Annotated in this window: 14 protein-coding genes; all 14 read left to right on the top strand. The window is 72.2% G+C overall.

Going from position 1 to position 17,160, the window contains the following annotated elements; all coding sequences use genetic code 11:
* The first annotated feature begins 84 nt into the window (after window positions 1-84).
* The 14 genes from K329_RS0122440 to K329_RS0122505 all read left to right on the top strand — a co-directional run bounded on the left by K329_RS0122440 (window position 85) and on the right by K329_RS0122505 (window position 16,777).
* Entirely contained in the window at window positions 85-639 is a 555-nt protein-coding gene (locus K329_RS0122440; protein WP_028474786.1) for a NuoB/complex I 20 kDa subunit family protein, read from the top strand.
* Window positions 636-1,415 carry an NADH-quinone oxidoreductase subunit C gene (locus K329_RS0122445; RefSeq protein WP_084541518.1) on the top strand — a complete coding sequence of 260 codons (780 nt, stop codon included), beginning with the start codon at window positions 636-638 and terminating at the stop codon, window positions 1,413-1,415. Before K329_RS0122440 ends, K329_RS0122445 begins: the two co-directional genes overlap by 4 nt.
* Window positions 1,412-2,797, top strand: a complete 1,386-nt coding sequence (locus tag K329_RS0122450) for an NADH-quinone oxidoreductase subunit D (RefSeq protein ID WP_028474788.1) — start codon at window positions 1,412-1,414, stop codon at window positions 2,795-2,797. The genes K329_RS0122445 and K329_RS0122450 overlap by 4 nt, the downstream gene beginning before the upstream one ends.
* Window positions 2,794-3,711 (top strand): NADH-quinone oxidoreductase subunit NuoE, encoded by a 918-nt coding sequence (gene nuoE / locus K329_RS28910; RefSeq protein ID WP_084541519.1) that lies wholly within the window; start codon window positions 2,794-2,796, stop codon window positions 3,709-3,711. The genes K329_RS0122450 and nuoE overlap by 4 nt, the downstream gene beginning before the upstream one ends.
* A complete protein-coding gene (gene nuoF / locus K329_RS0122460) occupies window positions 3,711-5,039 on the top strand; it encodes an NADH-quinone oxidoreductase subunit NuoF (RefSeq protein WP_028474789.1) in 1,329 nt (442 codons plus the stop codon). Before nuoE ends, nuoF begins: the two co-directional genes overlap by 1 nt.
* Window positions 5,036-7,480, top strand: a complete 2,445-nt coding sequence (locus K329_RS0122465) for an NADH-quinone oxidoreductase subunit G (RefSeq protein ID WP_028474790.1) — start codon at window positions 5,036-5,038, stop codon at window positions 7,478-7,480. Before nuoF ends, K329_RS0122465 begins: the two co-directional genes overlap by 4 nt.
* On the top strand, window positions 7,477-8,811 hold the full coding sequence (nuoH, locus tag K329_RS0122470) for an NADH-quinone oxidoreductase subunit NuoH (protein WP_052337238.1): 1,335 nt from the start codon (window positions 7,477-7,479) through the stop codon (window positions 8,809-8,811). The genes K329_RS0122465 and nuoH overlap by 4 nt, the downstream gene beginning before the upstream one ends.
* On the top strand, window positions 8,811-9,470 hold the full coding sequence (gene nuoI / locus K329_RS28915; protein WP_084541520.1) for an NADH-quinone oxidoreductase subunit NuoI: 660 nt from the start codon (window positions 8,811-8,813) through the stop codon (window positions 9,468-9,470). Before nuoH ends, nuoI begins: the two co-directional genes overlap by 1 nt.
* A complete protein-coding gene (locus K329_RS28920) occupies window positions 9,467-10,288 on the top strand; it encodes an NADH-quinone oxidoreductase subunit J (RefSeq protein ID WP_043644433.1) in 822 nt (273 codons plus the stop codon). The genes nuoI and K329_RS28920 overlap by 4 nt, the downstream gene beginning before the upstream one ends.
* Window positions 10,288-10,590: an NADH-quinone oxidoreductase subunit NuoK gene (gene nuoK, locus K329_RS0122485; protein ID WP_043644436.1), complete on the top strand. Its 303-nt coding sequence runs from the start codon at window positions 10,288-10,290 to the stop codon at window positions 10,588-10,590. The genes K329_RS28920 and nuoK overlap by 1 nt, the downstream gene beginning before the upstream one ends.
* 85 nt (window positions 10,591-10,675) lie before the next feature.
* The gene (gene nuoL, locus K329_RS0122490) at window positions 10,676-12,559 is read left to right on the top strand and encodes an NADH-quinone oxidoreductase subunit L (RefSeq protein WP_043645283.1); all 1,884 of its coding nucleotides are present in this window, start codon (window positions 10,676-10,678) and stop codon (window positions 12,557-12,559) included.
* On the top strand, window positions 12,559-14,160 hold the full coding sequence (locus K329_RS28925; RefSeq protein WP_084541606.1) for an NADH-quinone oxidoreductase subunit M: 1,602 nt from the start codon (window positions 12,559-12,561) through the stop codon (window positions 14,158-14,160). The genes nuoL and K329_RS28925 overlap by 1 nt, the downstream gene beginning before the upstream one ends.
* The gene (gene nuoN, locus K329_RS0122500) at window positions 14,157-15,764 is read left to right on the top strand and encodes an NADH-quinone oxidoreductase subunit NuoN (RefSeq protein ID WP_028474794.1); all 1,608 of its coding nucleotides are present in this window, start codon (window positions 14,157-14,159) and stop codon (window positions 15,762-15,764) included. The genes K329_RS28925 and nuoN overlap by 4 nt, the downstream gene beginning before the upstream one ends.
* A gap of 68 nt (window positions 15,765-15,832) precedes the next feature.
* Entirely contained in the window at window positions 15,833-16,777 is a 945-nt protein-coding gene (locus K329_RS0122505; protein ID WP_084541607.1) for a polyprenyl synthetase family protein, read from the top strand.
* Window positions 16,778-17,160: the final 383 nt, after the last annotated feature.

Consider the following 17,160-nt stretch of genomic DNA (forward strand, 5'->3'; position numbering starts at 1 on the left):
CCTCGTCCGCCTCGGCACGACACGAGTCTCACGACGCTCAGCCGTTCGCACCTCACGACGTACCGCACGAGAGGACCTGACCTGATGGGTATCGAGGAGAAGCTCCCCAGCGGGGTGCTGCTGACCACGGTCGAGGGCGTCGCGGGCTACATGCGCAAGGCGAGCTTCTGGCCCGCCACCTTCGGCCTGGCCTGCTGCGCGATCGAGATGATGACCAGCGGCGGCCCGCGCTACGACACCGGCCGCTTCGGCATGGAGGTCTTCCGCGCCAGCCCCCGCCAGGCCGACCTGATGATCGTCGCGGGGCGCGTGAGCCAGAAGATGGCGCCCGTCCTGCGCCAGATCTACGACCAGATGGCCGAGCCGAAGTGGGTGCTCGCGATGGGCGTCTGCGCCAGCTCGGGCGGCATGTTCAACAACTACGCGATCGTCCAGGGCGTCGACCACGTCGTGCCCGTCGACATGTACCTGCCCGGCTGCCCGCCGCGGCCCGAGATGCTCATCGACGCGATCCTCAAGCTGCACGACCAGGTGCAGTCCACGAAGTTCGGCGCCAACCGCGCGAAGCAGGTCGCCGAGCTCGAGACCGCCGCCCTCAACGCCGTCCCGACGAGCGACCAGAAGGGGCTCATGCGATGAGCGAGAAGCCCAAGCCCGGCCGGGACGACCCGGCCCAGCGCGCCGTCGAGGAGCGCAAGGACGTCACGGCCAGCGCCGAGCCCGTCACCACGGGCGGTGGCCTGCCCGAGCGGGCGGGCGACGAGCACACCGACCAGCGTGGCGTCCGCACCGGCATGTTCGGGGTGCGCGGCTCGGGCGACACCTCGGGGTACGGCGGTCTCCGTCGCACCGTCACCTTCCCCGGCGCGGCGCAGCGCCCGTACGGCGGCTGGTTCGACGCCGTCGTCGACACGCTGGCCGCCCGGGTCGGGGCCGACGGTGCGGCGATCGAGAAGGTCGTGGTGGACCGCGCGGAGCTCACGCTCCACGTGCGTCGCAGCGACCTGCCTGCCGTCGCCCGCGCCCTGCGGGACGACCCGGACCTGCGCTTCGAGCTGCTCTCCGGGGTCAGCGGCGTGCACTACCCGGAGGACACGGGCGCCGAGCTGCACGTCGTCTACCACCTGCTCTCGATGACCCACAACCGTCGTCTGCGGGTCGAGGTCAGCTGCCCCGACGCCGACCCCCACGTGCCGAGCGTCGTGGCGACGTACCCCACGGCCGACTGGCACGAGCGCGAGACGTGGGACTTCTTCGGCGTGGTCTTCGACGGCCACCCGGCGCTCACCCGCATCCTCATGCCCGACGACTGGCCGGGCCACCCGCAGCGCAAGGACTACCCCCTCGGCGGCATCGGGGTCGAGTACAAGGGCGGCACGATCCCGCCGCCGGACCAGCGGAGGTCGTACACATGAGCACGTCGACGCAGGCCGGCCCCGGTGCCGGCAACAGCGACCCGTACGCCGCCGGCGACGGGTACGGCACGACGGACGGCAAGGTCTTCACCGTCACGGGCCAGGACTGGGACGAGGTCGTCGCCGGGCTCGGCGAGGCGGGCGACGCCGAGCGCATCGTCGTCAACATGGGCCCGCAGCACCCGTCCACCCACGGGGTGCTCCGCCTGATCCTCGAGATCGAGGGCGAGACGGTGACCGAGGCCCGCTGCGGCATCGGCTACCTGCACACGGGCATCGAGAAGAACATGGAGTTCCGCACCTGGACGCAGGGCGTCACGTTCTGCACGCGGATGGACTACCTCTCGCCCTTCTACAACGAGATGACCTACTGCCTCGGCGTCGAGCGGCTGCTCGGCATCGAGGACGGCGACGACCCGGTGCCGGAGAAGGCCCAGGTCATGCGCGTGCTCCTCATGGAGCTCAACCGCATCTCCTCCCACCTCGTCGCGATCGCGACCGGCGGCATGGAGCTCGGCGCGCTCACCGTGATGACCATCGGGTTCCGCGAGCGCGAGCAGGTGCTCGACCTCTTCGAGCTCATCACCGGCCTGCGGATGAACCACGCGTTCATCCGCCCCGGCGGCGTCGCCCAGGACCTGCCCGACGGCTCGCTCGACGCGGTGCGCGACTTCGTGAAGCTGATGCGCAAGCGCCTGCCCGAGATCACGGCGATGTGCAACGCCAACCCGATCTTCCGCGGGCGCCTCGAGGGCGTCGGCCACCTCGACCTCGAGGGCTGCCTCGCGCTGGGCCTGACGGGTCCCGTGCTCCGCTCCACCGGCTACCCGTGGGACCTCCGCAAGACCGAGCCCTACTCGGGCTACGAGACCTACGACTTCGACGTGCAGACGTGGGACACGTGCGACTCCTACGGCCGCTTCCGCATCCGCATGAACGAGATGTTCGAGTCGCTGCGCATCGTCGAGCAGTGCGTGGGCCGCCTCGACAAGCTCGTCGGAGCACCCGTGATGGTGGCCGACAAGAAGATCGCCTGGCCGAGCCAGCTCTCGGTCGGCAGCGACGGCCAGGGCAACAGCCTCGAGCACATCCGCCACATCATGGGCGAGTCCATGGAGGCCCTCATCCACCACTTCAAGCTGGTGACCGAGGGGTTCCGGGTGCCGCCCGGCCAGGCGTACGTGCCGGTCGAGTCGCCCCGCGGCGAGCTCGGGGCCCACGTGGTCTCCGACGGCGGCACGCGGCCGTTCCGGGCGCACTTCCGCGACCCGTCGTTCACGAACCTGCAGGCGACGTCGGTGATGAGCGAGGGTGGCATGATCGCCGACGTCATCGTCGCCATCGCCTCCATCGACCCCGTCATGGGAGGCGTCGACCGATGACCGCGACCCCGGAGAGCCCCGACCGCGACCTCGCCCCCGGCGGGCGCGGCGACGGCCTCGACCCCACGACGTACGACGAGCTGCGGCTCATCGCCGCCCGCTACCCGCAGGCCCGGTCGGGCCTGCTGCCGATGCTCCACCTCGTGCAGTCGGCCCAGGGGCGCGTGACGCCCGCGGGCATCGAGGCGTGCGCGGAGATCCTCGGCATCAGTCCCGCCGAGGTCAGCGGGGTCGCGACCTTCTACACGATGTACAAGCGCCGCCTCGTCGGCGACTACCACGTCGGGGTCTGCACCAACACGCTCTGCGCGGTCATGGGCGGCGACGAGATCTTCGCCGGGCTGAAGGACCACCTCGGCATCGGCAACGACGAGACCACCGCCGACGGCACCGTGAGCCTCGAGCACGTCGAGTGCAACGCGGCCTGCGACTACGCGCCGGTCGTGATGGTGAACTGGGAGTTCGTCGACAACCAGACGCCCGAGAGCGCGAAGCAGCTGGTCGACGACCTGCGTTCGGGGGCCGAGGTGCACTCGACCCGCGGCCCGCGCATCTGCACGTGGCGCGAGGCCGAGCGGGTGCTCGCCGGCTTCCCCGACGACCGCGCCGACGAGGGCCCCTCGGCCGGTACGGCGTCGCTGGCCGGCCTCCGGGTCGCCCGCGAGCGGGGCTGGACGGCCCCGCCGTCGCGGACCGACGCCGCCCACGAGGAGAGCCACGACGAGGCCGCGGCCCAGGCCCCGACGAGCGAGTCCGCCGGCGTGGCCGCCGACGAGCGCACCGACTCCGGGCGCGCCGAGCAGGAGTCGAAGGTCGCCGAGGCCACCGACAGCACGGCGGCCGAGGCGTCCGACGCCCCGACCGACGCCGCCGGCCGGAACGCCGACGACGCCCCGACCGACGGAGGCAAGTGATGACCATTCCGCCCCTGACCCCGGTCCTCACCGACAACTGGGACGCCGAGCGGTCGTGGACGCTCGCGTCGTACGAGGAGCGCGGCGGCTACGACGCCCTCGACACCGCCTTCGCGATGACGCCCGACGAGGTCATCGCCGCGGTGAAGGACTCCGGCCTGCGCGGCCGGGGCGGCGCCGGCTTCCCGACCGGCATGAAGTGGGGCTTCATCCCGCAGGACAACCCGAACCCGAAGTACCTCGTGGTCAACGCCGACGAGTCGGAGCCGGGCACCTGCAAGGACATCCCGCTGATGATGGCCAGCCCCCACACGCTCGTGGAGGGCGTGATCCTGGCGGCGTACGCGATCCGCGCGAACCACGCGTTCATCTACGTGCGGGGCGAGGTGCTGCACGTCGTGCGGCGCCTGCAGCGGGCCGTGCAGGAGGCCTACCTGGCCGGTCACCTGGGCGCCAACATCCACGGCTCGGGCTACCAGCTCGACCTCGTCGTGCACGCCGGGGCGGGCGCCTACATCTGCGGCGAGGAGACGGCGCTGCTCGACTCGCTCGAGGGCCGTCGCGGCCAACCCCGCCTGCGCCCGCCGTTCCCCGCCGTCGCCGGCCTCTACGCGAGCCCGACGGTCATCAACAACGTCGAGTCGATCGCCTCGGTGCCCGCGATCATCCGCAACGGCGCCGACTGGTTCTCGTCGCTCGGCACGGAGAAGTCGAAGGGCTTCGTCATCTACTCGCTCTCGGGCCACGTGACCCGGCCGGGGCAGTACGAGGCGCCGCTCGGCATCACCCTGCGCGAGCTCATCGACCTCGCCGGCGGCGTCCGCGAGGGCCACCGGCTCAAGTTCTGGACGCCCGGCGGCTCCAGCACGCCGCTGCTCACCGACGAGCACCTCGACATGCCCCTCGACTACGAGGCCGTGGGCGCCGCCGGCTCGATGCTCGGCACCCGCGCGCTGCAGATCTTCGACGAGACGGTCTCGGTGGTGCGCTGCGTGCTGCGGTGGACCGAGTTCTACAAGCACGAGTCCTGCGGCAAGTGCACCCCGTGCCGCGAGGGCACGTGGTGGCTGGTGCAGACCCTCACCCGCATCGACGAGGGCAAGGGCGAGCCGGGCGACATCGAGAAGCTGCTCGACCTCTGCGACAACATCCTGGGCCGCTCGTTCTGCGCCCTGGGTGACGGCGCGACGAGCCCGATCACCTCGGCGATCAAGTACTTCCGCAGCGAGTTCGAGGACGGCATGACCACGCCGAGCCGCGAGCTGTTCCCGCACGAGCGTTCCACCGCGTACGCCGGCCAGCTGGCCGGGAAGGGGGTGGGGGCGTGACCACGACCCCCGAGCGCACGGCGACCGACCTGGTCACCGTCACCATCGACGGCGTCTCGGTCGACGTCCCGAAGGACACCCTGGTGATCCGCGCCGCCGAGCAGGTCGGCGTGCAGATCCCGCGGTTCTGCGACCACCCGCTGCTCGCGCCCGTCGGCGCGTGCCGCCAGTGCCTGGTGGACGTGCCCGACGCCGGCAACGGCCGGGCGCTGCCCAAGCCGCAGGCGTCGTGCACCCTGCCGGTGGCCGACGGGATGGTGGTCAACACCCAGCTGACCTCCGGCGTCGCCGACAAGGCGCAGCAGGGCGTGATGGAGCTGCTGCTCATCAACCACCCGCTCGACTGCCCGGTCTGCGACAAGGGCGGCGAGTGCCCCCTGCAGAACCAGGCGATGAGCAACGGTCGCGGCGACTCCCGCTTCGAGGGCGTCAAGCGCACCTTCCCCAAGCCGATCCACCTCTCGCCCCAGGTGCTGCTCGACCGGGAGCGCTGCATCGTCTGCCAGCGCTGCACCCGCTTCGCCGAGGAGGTCGCGGGCGACCCGTTCATCTCGCTGGTCGAGCGCGGCGCGCGCCAGCAGATCGGCATCGCGGAGGACGCCCCGTTCCTCTCCTACTTCGCCGGCAACACGATCCAGATCTGCCCGGTCGGCGCCCTCACGAGCGAGGCCTACCGGTTCCGGTCGCGCCCGTTCGACCTCGTCTCCAGCCCCGGCGTCGCCGAGCACGACGCCTGCGGCGCAGCGATCCGCGTCGACCACCGGCGCGGCAAGGTCATGCGCCGGCTCTCCGGCGACGACCCCGAGGTCAACGAGGAGTGGATCAGCGACAAGGACCGGTTCGCGTTCCGCTACCTCACGGCCACCGACCGCCTGCCCTACCCGCAGGTGCGCGGCGACGACGGCGTCCTGCACCCCGCGTCGTGGCCGGAGGCGTTCGCCGTCGCGGCGCGCGGGCTGGCGACGGCCCGTGCGGCGGGCGGCGTCGGCGTGCTCACCGGCGGCCGGCTGACGTTCGAGGACGCCTACGCCTACAGCGTGTTCGCCCGCGTCGCGCTCGGCACCAACGACGTCGACTTCCGCGCCCGCCCCCACAGCGACGAGGAGACCGGCTTCCTCGGCGCCCACGTCGCGGCCAGCGGTCCGGTCGCGGGCCGACGGGGCGTGACGTACGGCGACCTCGAGGGCGCGCGCACCGTGGTGCTCGTCGGCCTCGAGCCCGAGGACGAGGCCGGCACGATCTTCCTGCGGCTGCGCAAGGCCAGCCGCAAGGGCACCACGGTGCTGAGCGTGGCGCCGTACCTGACGCGCGGCGCCGACAAGGTGCGCGCGCTGCTCGTGCCGACCGCCCCCGGCGAGGAGGGCGCGGTGCTCCGCGGCCTCGCCGACCGGGCGGAGGAGCTCGCCGGGAGCGCCCTGGGCGACCAGGACGTGGTGCTGGTGGGGGAGCGGCTCGCCACCTCGCCGGGCGCCCTCACCGCCGCCGCCGAGCTGGCCGCCGCCACCGGGGCCCGGCTGGCCTGGGTGCCGCGCCGGGCCGGTGACCGCGGTGCGGTCGAGGCCGGGTGCCTGCCGACCCTGCTGCCCGGCGGCCGTCCGGTCGCGGACGCCTCCGCGCGCGTCGACGCGGCCGCCGCCTGGGGCGTCGGCTCGCTGCCGGAGACCCCGGGCCGCGACGCCGCGGCCATCGCCGCCGCCGCGGCCGCGGGCGAGCTCGCCGGCCTCGTGGTCGGCGGCGTCGACCCCGACGACACCACCGACCCCGCCACCACCCGCGCCGCGCTGGCCGCCGCCTCCTTCGTCGTCAGCCTCGAGCTGCGCGCGAGCGAGGTCACGGAGCACGCCGACGTGGTGCTGCCGATCGCGCCGGTCACCGACAAGGCCGGCAGCTTCGTCACCTGGGAGGGGCGCGTCCGCCCGTTCGACGCGGTCTTCACCGTGCCCGGCTCCCTGCCCGACCTGCGGGTGCTCGCCGGCATCGCGGAGGAGCTGGGCACCCCGCTCGGCTTCCGCACCGTCGACGAGGCCCGCGACCAGATCGAGGCCCTCGGCACCTGGGACGGGGAGCGGCCCGCCGCGCCGGTCCCGGCCCCCGCCGCGCCACCCGCCGCGCACCCCGCGTCCGGTGGCGTCGTCCTCGCCCTCTCGACCTGGCGCCAGCTGCTCGACGGCGGCTCGCTGCAGGACGGCGACGACGCGCTGACCCAGACCCGCCGCCCGGCGGTCGCCCGGCTGGGGCAGACGGCGTACGACGCCCTCGGCGCCCCCGCCGAGGTCACCCTCCACGGCGACCGCGGCACGCTGACGCTGCCGGTCGAGGTGGTGCGCACCATGGTCGACGGGGTCGTCTGGGTGCCCGCGCGCTCCGTCGGTCGCGGCCTGCTGGCCGACCTCGCCGGGCCCGGGGCCCGCCTGCGCGTCACCGCCGGAGGAGCCCTGTGAACGCCGTGAGCCTGCCGCTCGTCACCGGGCCGTCGCTCGACTCCTTCGGCCTCGACACCGTCTGGGTCGTGCTGCTCAAGGCCGTGCTGATCTTCGCCGTGCTTGTCGTGCTGACGCTGTTCAACATCTGGTTCGAGCGTCGCGTCGTCGCCCGCATGCAGCACCGGATCGGCCCCAACGTGAACGGTCCCTTCGGCCTGCTGCAGTCGCTCGCCGACGGCGTGAAGCTGGCGCTGAAGGAGGACATCATCCCGACGAGGGCCGACAAGGTGGTCTTCATCCTGGCGCCGATCATCTGCGTGGTGCCGGCGTTCGTGACCTTCGCGGTGATCCCGTTCGGCCCCGAGGTGACGATCCCGTTCACCGACACCGTCACGCCGCTGCAGCTCACCGACATGCCGGTCGCGGTGCTGTTCGTGATGGCGATCGCGTCCATCGGCATCTACGGCATCGTGCTCGGCGGCTGGGCGAGCGGCTCGACGTACTCGCTGCTCGGCGGCCTGCGCTCGAGCGCCCAGATGATCTCCTACGAGGTCGCGATGGGCCTGGCGCTCATCAGCGTCTTCCTCTTCGCGGGGTCGGTGTCGACCTCGGAGATCGTGGCGGCCCAGGGCGACCTCTGGTTCGGCCTGATCCTGGCGCCGGCGTTCATCATCTACGTCATCGCGATGGTCGGTGAGACCAACCGGGCGCCGTTCGACCTCCCCGAGGCCGAGGGCGAGCTCGTCGGTGGCTTCCACACGGAGTACAGCTCGCTGAAGTTCGCGCTGTTCTTCCTCGCCGAGTACATCAACATGGTCACCGTCTCGGCGCTCGCCACGACGCTGTTCCTCGGCGGGTGGCACGCCCCCTTCGGCATCGGCGCCATCTGGGAGGGCGCGAACGAGGGCTACTGGCCGCTGCTGTGGTTCTTCGGCAAGGTCTTCTTCTTCATGTTCATCTTCGTCTGGCTGCGCGGCACTCTGCCCCGCATGCGCTACGACCAGTTCATGGACTTCGGGTGGAAGCGCCTCATCCCCGTCGCCCTGGGCTGGACCGTGCTGGTGGCCGTCATGCGCCTCATCACGATCGAGGAGACCTTCGACCGCCAGAGCCTGCTCATCACCCTCGGTGTCATCACCGGCCTGCTCGTCGTCGCCATGTTCGTCCCGAGCTTCGGGGCGGCGCGCGACGAGGCCGAGACCGAGGAGCCCGACGCACCGGCCAAGCCCGCCGGTGCCTTCCCCGTGCCGCCGATGCCGGCCACCGGCGCCGTCCGCGGCGCGGCACCCCCGCTGACGTTCGCCGACTCCGGGCCCCGGCCCGGACCCGCGCAAGCCGAGGAGAGCTGATGTCCAGCCCGCACGAGCCGCAGCCCGACGAGGCCCAGCCGTCGTTCACCACCCAGCTCAAGGAGCAGCTGTGGGACCCGGTGGCGGGGTTCGGCGTCACCTTCCGGACGATGTTCCGCAAGGTCGTCACCGAGGAGTACCCCAAGGTCAAGAAGCCGACGGCCCCGCGCTTCCACGGGCGGCACCAGCTCAACCGCTACCCGGACGGCCTCGAGAAGTGCATCGGCTGCGAGCTCTGCGCGTGGGCCTGCCCGGCCGACGCCATCTACGTCGAAGGCGCTCAGAACACCGAGGACGAGCGCTACTCGCCGGGTGAGCGCTACGGCGCCGTCTACCAGATCAACTACCTGCGCTGCATCCTCTGCGGGCTCTGCATCGAGGCGTGCCCGACGCGGGCGCTGACGATGACGAACTTCTACGAGCTCGCCGACGACAACCGCGAGGCGCTGATCTACGAGAAGTCCGAGCTGCTCGCTCCGCTGCTGCCGGGCATGGAGCAGCCGCCGCACGCGATGCTGCTGGGCGAGGACGAGGGCGACTACTACCGCGGCATGTTCGCGCCGCCGCCGGGCGACCGGGCCGCGGCGCCCACGTCGACGCCCGAGACCTCCTCCGCGACGCCCCCCGCACCCCGCACGGCGAGGAAGGCGGCTCGGTGATCGCGTTCTGGGTCCTGGCGCCGGTCATGGTGATCGCGGCGCTGGGCATTCTCTTCGTGCGCAAGGCCGTGCACGCGGCCCTGCTCCTCGCGGTCGTGATGATCAGCCTGGCGATGCTCTACGCCGCGCTCGAGGCCCCGTTCCTCTTCGCGGTGCAGATCATCGTCTACACCGGCGCGATCATGATGCTGTTCCTCTTCGTGCTGATGCTCGTGGGCGTCGACGCCTCCGACTCGGTGGTGGAGACGATCCGCGGCCAGCGCGTCCTGGCCGTCATGGTCGGCGGGATCTTCGCGGTGCTGCTCGGCGTGATCGTCGGCCAGGCCGGCATCGGCACCGCGGTCGGGCTCGGCGCCGCCAACGAGGGCGGCAACATCGAGGGCCTCGCGGAGGTGCTCTTCTCCCAGTACGTCCTGGCCTTCGAGGCCACGGCCGCGCTGCTCATCACCGCCGCGCTCGGCGCGATGGTGCTGGCCCACCGCGAGCGGCTGGTGCCGCGGGAGACGCAGGCCGACAGGGCCGCGGCCCGCGTCCGCGCGTACGGCGAGCACGGCGACCACCTCGGTCCCCTGGCCGCTCCCGGCGTCTACGCCCGCCACAACGCCGTCGACACCCCGGCCCTGCTGCCCGACGGGTCGCCGGCCGAGCAGTCGGTGCCCACGGTCATCAGCAACCGCGGCACGGGGCGGCCCTCGCCGTCGTACCGCGACGTCGACCGCGTGGTGGGGCAGCTGCAGTCCCGCCGCGACGACCAGGACCCGGCGACCGACACGGTCGTCGAGGGGTCGGGCTCCGCGGCCCGGGGGGAGGACGCCTGATGGACGACGTGACGCCGTTCCTCGTGCTCTCCGCGATCCTCTTCAGCATCGGCTGCGTGGGCGTGCTGACCCGCCGCAACGCGATCGTCGTGTTCATGTGCGTCGAGCTGATGCTCAACGCCTCGAACCTGGCCCTCGTCGCGTTCGCGAAGCACCACGGCAACCTCGAGGGGCAGGTGGCCGCCTTCTTCGTGATGGTGGTCGCGGCCGCCGAGGTCGTGGTCGGCCTGGCCATCATCATGACGATCTTCCGGTCCCGTCGCTCGGCCTCGGTCGACGACGCGAGCCTGCTGAAGTACTGAGGAGACGGACATGACCCTGAGCTCCTCCACCCTGCTCACCAGCGCGGCCGAGGGCGGGCACCACTCGGTGCCGGTCGTCGAGGCGATGAGCCCCGACGGCGTCTTCTCGCTGCTGTGGCTCGTGATCGCCCTGCCCCTGGCGGGCGCCGTCGTGCTCCTCGTGGGCGGCCGGCTCACCGACCGCTGGGGCCACTGGCTCGGCACGGCGACCGTCACCGGCTCGTTCGTGCTGAGCGTCGTGATGTTCGTCCAGCTGCTGGGCCGCGACGACGCGGAGCGCCAGATCGGCCAGCACCTCTGGGACTGGTTCGCCGTCGGCGACTTCCAGGTGGGCATGGACCTGCTCTACGACCCGCTGTCGGCGCTGTTCCTGCTGCTCATCACCGGCGTCAGCGCGCTCATCCACCTCTACTCGGTGGGCTACATGGAGCACGACCCGCGCCGCCGCCGGTTCTTCGGCTACCTCAACCTCTTCGTCGCGGCGATGCTGATGCTGGTGCTGGCGGCCGACTACGTCGGGGTGTTCCTCGGCTGGGAGGGCGTCGGGCTGGCGTCGTACCTGCTGATCGGCTTCTGGCAGCACAAGCCCTCGGCGGCGGCCGCCGCGAAGAAGGCCTTCGTCATCAACCGCGTCGGCGACATCGGCATGAGCCTCGCGATCATGCTGATGTTCGTCACCTTCGGCACCACCGCGTTCGCCGGTGTCAGCGCCGCGGCGGGCGATGCCACCGAGTCGACGATGACCGCGATCGGCCTCCTCCTCCTGCTCGGCGCGTGCGGCAAGTCCGCCCAGGTGCCGCTGCAGGCGTGGCTGCTCGACGCGATGGAGGGCCCGACCCCGGTCTCGGCCCTCATCCACGCGGCCACCATGGTGACCGCCGGCGTCTACCTCGTGACGCGCTCGAACTTCGTCTTCGAGAACGCGCCCGTCGCCCAGACCGCCGTCGTGGTCGTGGCCTGCGTGACGCTCCTGTGGGGTGCGGTCATCGGCTGCGCGAAGGACGACATCAAGAAGGTGCTGGCCGGCTCCACGATGAGCCAGATCGGCTACATGATGCTCGCGGCCGGTCTCGGCCCGGCGGGCTACGCGTTCGCGATCTTCCACCTCGTCACGCACGGCTTCTTCAAGGCCAACATGTTCCTCGGCGCCGGGTCCGTCATGCACGGCACGGGCGACGACGTGAACATGCGCCACTACGGCGCGCTGCGCAAGGCGATGCCGGTGACGTTCCTGACCTTCGCGATGGGCTACCTCGCGATCATCGGCTTCCCCGGGTTCTCCGGCTTCTGGAGCAAGGACAAGATCATCGAGGCCGCGGTCGCCGAGAACTACCTGGTGGGGGCCGCGGCCCTCCTGGGCGCCGGCGTCACCGCGTTCTACATGACCCGCCTGATGCTCATGACGTTCTTCACGAAGGAGCGCTGGGAGCCCGAGGTGCACCCGCACGAGTCGCCGAAGGTGATGACGGTGCCGCTCGTCGTGCTCGCCGCGCTGTCGGTGCTCGGCGGCGTGCTGCTCCTCGGCGACTGGGTCACCACCTGGCTGACCCCGGTGGTCGGCGAGGTCGAGCACCACGAGCTGCCGGTGCCGGTCATCGTCCTCACCGGCATCGTCGTGGTCGTCGTGGCGCTCGGCGTGGGCCTCGCGGTCCTGCTGGTCGGGCGGCGCGAGGTGCCGCGCGAGGCCCCGCAGGACGTCTCCTTCGTGACCCGGGCGGCGCGCTCCGACCTGTACGGCGACGCGATCAACGACGGTCTCGTCGTGCGTCCCGGCGGGGTGCTGGTGCGCGGCCTGGTCGCGACCGACGCCCGCGGCGTCGACGGTGTCGTCGAGGGCGGGGCCGGCCTGGTCGGTGCCCTCTCGTCGGTGCTGCGCCGCACCCAGAACGGCTATGTCCGCACGTACGCGTTGTCGGTCCTCGGAGGTGCCGTGATCCTCGTCCTGGCCATGGTGGCGGTGACCTGGTGATGCTGACCGTCCTCATCGCGGTGCCCCTGCTCGGCGCCGTCCTCACCCTCCTCGCCGGTCGCGTCGGCATCGACGCCCGATCGGTGGCCATCGGCTTCGCCGTCGGCACGCTCGGGCTCGGCGTCGCCGTCGCCGCCCTCTACGACTACGGCGACGCGGGCATGCAGCTCACGCAGTCGGTCGAGTGGATCGGCGTGCTCGGCGCCCACTACGCCGTCGGCGTCGACGGGCTCGCGCTCGTCATGGTGATGCTGACCGTCGTGCTCGTGCCCGTCGTGCTGGTGGCCGAGTGGCACACCGGCGAGATCCAGCACGTCCCCGGCCAGGGGGAGCCCGACGGTGCCGCTCCGCGTGCCGCCGAGAAGGGGCGCTCGGCGTCCTTCTTCGCCTGGGTGCTCGGGCTGGAGGCCGCGGCGCTCGCGGTCTTCCTCGCCACCGACGTGTTCCTCTTTTACGTCGTCTTCGAGGCCACGCTGATCCCGGCGTACTTCCTCGTCGGCGGCTTCGGCGGGGCCGGCCGTGCCAAGGCGGCCACCAAGTTCCTCGTCTACCAGCTCGCGGGCGGGCTCGTGATGCTCGCCAGCGTGGTGGGCCTCTACGTGGTCTCCGCCGAGTCGGGCCCCCCGTCGTACCTCATCGGCGACCTCGCCGCGCTCGACATCGGCGTGGAGGCGGGCCGCTGGCTGTTCCTCGGCTTCTTCGTGGCCTTCGCGGTGAAGGCGCCGCTCTTCCCGCTGCACACGTGGCTCGCCGACACCACGGCCGCCGCGACGCCGGGCACGAGCGTGCTGCTGATCTGCATCCTCGACAAGATCGGCACCTACGGGATGATCCGGTTCTGCCTGGGGATCTTCCCGGAGGCCTCCGTCTGGGCCACGCCCGTCGTCGTGACGCTGGCGCTGGTCTCGATCGTGTACGGCGCGCTGCTCGCGATCGGGCAGGACGACCTGCTGCGCCTCGTCGGCCTCACGTCGCTGTCGCACTTCGGGTTCATCGTGCTCGGCATCTTCGTGCTCACCGAGCAGGGCCACACGGGCGCGATCCTCTACATGGTCAACCACGGCGTCGCGACCGCCGCGCTGTTCCTGGTGGCGGGCTTCGCGATCCGTCGCTCGGGCACCGCGTCCATCCGCGCGATGGGCGGCATGGAGAAGACCGCGCCGGTCCTGGCCGGCCTGTTCCTCGTGGCCGGCATGGCGACGCTCGGCCTGCCCGGGCTGGCGCCGTTCGTGTCGGAGTTCCTCGTCATGGTCGCCGCCTTCGACTACGCCTGGTACGTCGGCGCGGTCGCCGTCACCGGCATCGTGCTGGCCGCGATCTACGTGCTGTGGGCCTACCAGCGCACGATGACGGGCCCGGCGAAGGGCGAGCTCGTGCGCACCGGCGATCTCGACCGCCGCGAGATCGGCGTCATGGTGCCGCTCGTGGTGGCGCTCGTCGGGTTCGGGTTCTTCCCGTCCGTGCTGACCGACGTCATCGAGCCCGTGACGGGCACCGTGATCGACCACGTGGTCGACGGCGGGGGCGAGCCCGACGACGGGCCCGTCGTGCCCGCCGCCGACGTCCAGGCCGACACCCAGGCCGAGGGAGGCCAGCGATGAACGACGAGTTCACCGGACCCGCCATCGAGTGGGCGCGCCTCTGGCCCCTCTTCGCCGTCTTCGGCACCGCGCTCGTGGGCGTGGCGGTCGAGGCCTTCGCGCCCCGCAGCGCGCGTTGCCTGATCCAGTCGAGCGTCGCCGGGGTCGGCCTCGCCGTCGCCCTCGTCGGCACGGTCCTCGTGGCCCTCGAGCTGCCCGAGCGGGCCGGGGGTGCGGCGCGCGGCGACGTGACCGCGGGCGGCGCGGTCGTCGTCGACGGCCCGACCGTCTTCCTCTGGGGCCTCCTCGTCGTCGTGACCGTCGGCGGCCTGCTGCTCTTCGCCGAACGTCGCGTCGACGCCGGTCTCCCGGTCTTCGCCGGCCAGGCGTCGCTGCCCCCGGGGTCGACCGCGGGTCCCGGCGGCCCCGGCGAGCCGTCGTACGAGGACTGGGAGCACACCGAGGTCTACCCGCTCCTCGTCTTCGCGCTCGGCGGCATGATGCTGTTCTGCGCCTCCGGCGACCTGCTGACGATGTTCGTGGCGCTGGAGATCCTCTCCCTGCCGCTCTACCTGCTGTGCGGGCTGGCGCGCCGTCGTCGCCTGCTGAGCCAGGAGGCGGCGATGAAGTACTTCCTCCTCGGCGCCTTCTCGTCGGGCTTCTTCGTCTACGGCATGGCGCTGGTCTACGGCTACGCCGGCACGCTCAACCTGGCCGGCGTCGCGGTGGCGGTCCGGGCCGGCGGCGGCCAGGAGGTGCTGCTGCTCGTCGGGGCCGCGATGGTGATGGTGGCGCTGCTGTTCAAGGTGGGCGCGGTGCCGTTCCACTCCTGGACCCCGGACGTCTACCAGGGCGCCCCGACCGCCGTGACGGCCTACATGGCCGCCGCCACCAAGATCGCCGCGTTCGGCGCGATCCTCCGGTTCCTCTACGTCGGTCTCGGCGACGCGCGCTGGGACTGGGCGCCGCTGCTGTGGGTCGTCGCGATCCTCACGATGCTCGGCGGCGTCGTGCTCGCCGTCGGCCAGACGGAGATCAAGCGGCTGCTCGCCTACTCCTCGATCGCCCACACGGGCTTCCTGCTCACCGGGGTGCTCGGGCTCCAGGCCTCCGGCGACCTCGCCGAGGGCCAGATCAGCTCGCTGCAGGCGGTGCTCTTCTACCTGGCGACCTACGGCGTCGCGACCGTCGGCATCTTCGCGGTCACCACGCTGGTGCGCGACCCGGGCGGCGAGGCCGGCTCGGTGGCGCGCTGGACCGGTCTGGGACGCACCTCGCCGCTGGTGGCCGGAGCCTTCGCGGTCTTCCTGCTGAGCCTCGCCGGCATCCCGCTCACCGCGGGCTTCGTCGGCAAGTGGTCGGTGTTCGCCTCGGCGGCCGGCGCGGGGGCCTGGCCCGTGGTGGCGGTGGCCATCACGAGCAGCATCATCGCCGTCTACTTCTACGTGCGGCACATCGTCACGATGTTCTTCGCGGACCCGCCGGAGGACGCTCCCGTGGTGGTCGTGCCGTCGCCGCTGACCTCGGTCACCATCGCGGTGGCGCTCATCGTGACGGTCGCGCTCGGCGTCGTACCCGGCCCGTTGCTGGATCTCGCCGGTCATGCAGGACAATTCGTCAGGTGAGCACCAACGCACCCGGTCTGGCCCTCCCCGTCACCGACGCCGTCCTCTCCGACCGGCTGCGGGAGCGCATGACCGTCGTCGAGAAGGCCCTGAACGGTCACGTGCAGGGCCGTGCCCGCTACGTCACCGAGGCGGCCAGCCACCTGCTCGAGGCGGGCGGCAAGCGGTTCCGCCCGCTGCTGGTGCTGCTGGCGGCCGAGGCCGGACCCACGCCCGAGGCCGACGAGGTCGTCACGGCGGCCTGCGTGGTCGAGCTGACCCACCTCGCGTCGCTCTACCACGACGACGTGATGGACGAGGCGCTGCTGCGCCGCGGGGCCGACTCGGCCAACGCGCGGTGGGACAACCTGGTCGCGATCCTCACCGGTGACTTCCTCTTCGCCCGATCGTCGGAGCTGACGGCCGACCTGGGCCCGGACGCCGTGCGCATCCAGGCCGAGACGTTCGGCCGGCTCGTCGAGGGCCAGATCATGGAGACGGTGCCGCCCGAGCCCGGCGCGGACCCCGTCGCCCACCACCTCGACGTCGTCGCCGGCAAGACGGGCTCGCTCATCGCGACCTCGGCCCGGTACGGCGCGATGTTCGGCGGCGCGAGCCCCGAGGTCGTGGCGGCGCTGACGGCGTACGGCGAGATCGTCGGCACGGCCTTCCAGCTCTCCGACGACATCCTCGACATCGCCTCGGAGTCGGGGGAGTCCGGCAAGACGCCCGGCACCGACCTCCGCGAGGGCGTGCCGACGCTGCCCGTGCTCTACGCCCAGGCGTCCACCGACCCGGCCGACGCGCGACTCCAGTCGCTGCTCGACCCGCGGGTCAGCGACCTGGCCACCGACGACGCCCTGCACGCCGAGGCCCTCACGCTGCTGCGCACGCACCCGGCGATCGCTCAGGCCCGGGCGTACGTCGTGGCCCGCTCCGCCGAGGCGAAGGCCCACCTCGACGTGCTGCCCGCCGGGCCCGTGCGCGGCGCCCTCGAGGCGTTCGCCGACATCGTCGCGACCCGCTCGGCCTGAGGCCGGACCCGTCCGCTCCCGTCCGGTTCGGTCCAGGTAGGGGCCGTCGACCGTCGCCCGGAGTGCGTGGATTCACGTTGCTCGCGCGCGGAGGATGAATCTGCGCACTCCGGGCTCTGCCTGCCGGAGGTGAGAACGCTCGGGGATCGTCCGAACGTTCGTACGGCGTGCAGCGCGCGGCTCGCGTCGCGGTGAACCCAGCGGTGTGTGGCGTCCGCGGTGTGTGGCGGACGGGTGCTGGTAGAGGCCGCTCGGCGGAGCAGGCGTCCGCCACACTTCCGACCGGGCCGCGGTGTGTGGCGGACGGGTGCTGGTAGGGGCCGCTCGGCGGAGCAGGCGTCCGCCACACCGCCGTCCGACGCGACGCACTCCGCCGTCTGACC

The organism is Nocardioides alkalitolerans DSM 16699 (assembly GCF_000426525.1).
Taxonomy (GTDB): Bacteria; Actinomycetota; Actinomycetes; order Propionibacteriales; family Nocardioidaceae; genus Nocardioides; species Nocardioides alkalitolerans.

Excerpts from the sequence above, each read along its gene's own strand:
- K329_RS0122440 (WP_028474786.1), top strand. The coding sequence starts at position 85 with ATGGGTATCGAGGAGAAGCTCCCCAGCGGGGTGCTGCTGACCACGGTC.
- K329_RS0122445 (WP_084541518.1), top strand. The coding sequence starts at position 636 with ATGAGCGAGAAGCCCAAGCCCGGCCGGGACGACCCGGCCCAGCGCGCC.
- K329_RS0122450 (WP_028474788.1), top strand. The coding sequence starts at position 1,412 with ATGAGCACGTCGACGCAGGCCGGCCCCGGTGCCGGCAACAGCGACCCG.
- nuoE (WP_084541519.1), top strand. The coding sequence starts at position 2,794 with ATGACCGCGACCCCGGAGAGCCCCGACCGCGACCTCGCCCCCGGCGGG.
- nuoF (WP_028474789.1), top strand. The coding sequence starts at position 3,711 with ATGACCATTCCGCCCCTGACCCCGGTCCTCACCGACAACTGGGACGCC.
- nuoI (WP_084541520.1), top strand. The coding sequence starts at position 8,811 with ATGTCCAGCCCGCACGAGCCGCAGCCCGACGAGGCCCAGCCGTCGTTC.
- nuoK (WP_043644436.1), top strand. The coding sequence starts at position 10,288 with ATGGACGACGTGACGCCGTTCCTCGTGCTCTCCGCGATCCTCTTCAGC.
- nuoL (WP_043645283.1), top strand. The coding sequence starts at position 10,676 with ATGAGCCCCGACGGCGTCTTCTCGCTGCTGTGGCTCGTGATCGCCCTG.
- K329_RS28925 (WP_084541606.1), top strand. The coding sequence starts at position 12,559 with ATGCTGACCGTCCTCATCGCGGTGCCCCTGCTCGGCGCCGTCCTCACC.
- nuoN (WP_028474794.1), top strand. The coding sequence starts at position 14,157 with ATGAACGACGAGTTCACCGGACCCGCCATCGAGTGGGCGCGCCTCTGG.
- K329_RS0122505 (WP_084541607.1), top strand. The coding sequence starts at position 15,833 with ATGACCGTCGTCGAGAAGGCCCTGAACGGTCACGTGCAGGGCCGTGCC.